Annotated in this window: 1 rRNA gene; it reads right to left on the reverse strand. The window is 51.2% G+C overall.

Annotated elements, in window-relative coordinates:
• Positions 1-4: 4 nt before the first annotated feature.
• Positions 5-2,712: ribosomal RNA gene (locus LQU94_RS07980) — 23S ribosomal RNA — on the reverse strand; the annotation flags it as partial.

Here is a 2,712-nt window from a genome sequence, read left to right on the forward strand (position 1 = left end):
TTCTTTGGTCAAGTCTTCGACCGATTAGTATCTGTCAGCTCCATGTATTGCTACACTTCCACCTCAGACCTATCAACCTCGTGGTCTACAAGGGGTCTTATCTTATGAGGGAAATCTCATCTCGAGGGGGGCTTCGTGCTTAGATGCTTTCAGCGCTTATCCCTTCCAAACGTAGCTACTCAGCTGTGCACTTGGCAGTACAACTGATGCACCAGCGGTTTGTCCATCCCGGTCCTCTCGTACTAAGGACAGATCCTCTCAAATTTCCTACGCCCACGACGGATAGGGACCGAACTGTCTCACGACGTTCTGAACCCAGCTCGCGTGCCTCTTTAATGGGCGAACAGCCCAACCCTTGGGACCTGCTTCAGCCCCAGGATGAGACGAGCCGACATCGAGGTGCCAAACCTCCCCGTCGATGTGGACTCTTGGGGGAGATAAGCCTGTTATCCCCGGGGTAGCTTTTATCCGTTGAGCGATGGCCCTTCCACGCGGTACCACCGGATCACTAAGTCCGACTTTCGTCTCTGCTCGACTTGTAGGTCTCGCAGTCAAGCTTCCTTTTGCCTTTGCACTCTTCGCACGATTTCCGACCGTGCTGAGGAAACCTTTGAACGCCTCCGTTACTTTTTGGGAGGCGACCGCCCCAGTCAAACTGCCCAACTGACAATGTCCTTCTTCCGGATTCACGGAAGGAAGTTAGAATTCCAGAATGAATAGAGTGGTATCCCAAGGGCGACTCCACAAACACTGGCGTGCTTGCTTCGGTGTCTCCCACCTATCCTGTACAGTCCATCCCGAAATCCAATATCAGCCTGCAGTAAAGCTCCACGGGGTCTTTCCGTCCTGTCGTGGGTAAGCGGCATCTTTACCGCTACTACAATTTCACCGGATCCTTTGTTGAGACAGTGCCCAAATCGTTACACCTTTCGTGCGGGTCGGAACTTACCCGACAAGGAATTTCGCTACCTTAGGACCGTTATAGTTACGGCCGCCGTTTACTGGGGCTTCAGTTCTAAGCTTTGCTTGCGCTAACTTTTTCCCTTAACCTTCCAGCACCGGGCAGGTGTCAGCCCCTATACTTCGTCTTTCGACTTCGCAGAGACTTGTGTTTTTGGTAAACAGTCGCTTGGGCCTTTTCACTGCGGCCACATTGCTGTGGCTCCCCTTCTCCCGAAGTTACGGGGTCATTTTGCCGAGTTCCTTAACAAAGGTTCTTCCGCTCGTCTTAGGATTCTCTCCTCACCTACCTGTGTCGGTTTACGGTACGGGCGATCTCCGCGAATAGTGGCTTTTCTTGGCAGTATGGAGTCGGCAACTTCTCTACTTATTTTCGATCCTCATCACACTTCAGACGTTACGAGAAGCGGATTTGCCTACTTCTCATCCTTTGTGCTTGAACGCCGCACCAACTGGGCGCTTTGCGTATCCTCCTGCGTCCCCACATCTTCATTACGGTTACCGGTACAGGAATTTCCACCTGTTGTCCATCGACTACGCCTTTCGGCCTCGCCTTAGGTCCCGACTTACCCTGAGTGGACGAGCCTTCCTCAGGAAACCTTGGGTTTTCGACGGGGGAGATTCTCACTCCCCTCTCGCTACTCATGCCAGCATTCTCTCTTCTGTGACCTCCACAATGCCTTACAGCTTTTGCTTCGATGATCACACAATGCTCCTCTACCAATCGATTGCTCGATTCCACAGCTTCGGTATCGTGTTTAGCCCCGGTTATTTTCGGCGCAGAGTCACTTGACTAGTGAGCTATTACGCACTCTTTCAATGTATGGCTGCTTCTAAGCCAACATCCTAGTTGTCTCAGTAACTCCACATCCTTTTCCACTTAACACGCATTTTGGGACCTTAGCTGGTGGTCTGGGCTGTTTCCCTTTCGACTATGAAGCTCATCCCCCATAGTCTGACTCCGGAGTATTTTGTCTTCGGTATTCGGAGTTTGATAGGTCGCGGTAACTTGGTGAAGCCCCTTGACCATTCAGTGCTCTACCCCCGAGACAATTCGCTCCAGGCTAGCCCTAAAGCTATTTCGAGGAGAACCAGCTATCTCCGTGTTCGTTTGGCTTTTCACCCCTATCCACAGGTCATCCGATAGCTTTTAAACGCTACCCGGTTCGAGCCTCCATTGCCTTTTACGGCAACTTCACTCTGCCCATGGATAGATCACACGGTTTCGGGTCTATGACCTCTAACTCTTCGCCCTATTCAGACTCGCTTTCGCTCCGGCTCCGGTGCTTAACACCTTAACCTTGCTAGAAATCATAACTCGCTGGCCCGTTCTACAAAAAGTACACGATCCTGGCTTAAGCCAGTTTCGCTGCTTGTAAACATCAGGTTTCAGATTCTATTTCACTCCCCTCCCGGGGTTCTTTTCACCTTTCCCTCACGGTACTGTTGCGCTATCGGTCACCAAGGAGTATTTAGCCTTAGGGGGTGGTCCCCCTATGTTCCCACCGGGTTTCACGTGTCCGGTGGTACTCGTTTAGAACCTTCCTCTTCTGCTTCGTGTACGGGACTTTTACCCTGTATCGCAAATCTTTCCAGATTCTTCCACTCACATACCAGGAATTATGTTCAATTTGGGCTCTACCCCGTTCGCTCGCCGCTACTTAGGGTATCGAGGTTTCTTTCTTTTCCTCGGGGTACTTAGATGTTTCAGTTCCCCCGGTATTCCTTCCTTACGCTATGGATTCACGTAAG

Origin of the sequence: Peptoniphilus sp. KCTC 25270 (assembly GCF_021012875.1) — a bacterium.
Classification (GTDB): domain Bacteria; phylum Bacillota; class Clostridia; order Tissierellales; family Peptoniphilaceae; genus JAJMZJ01.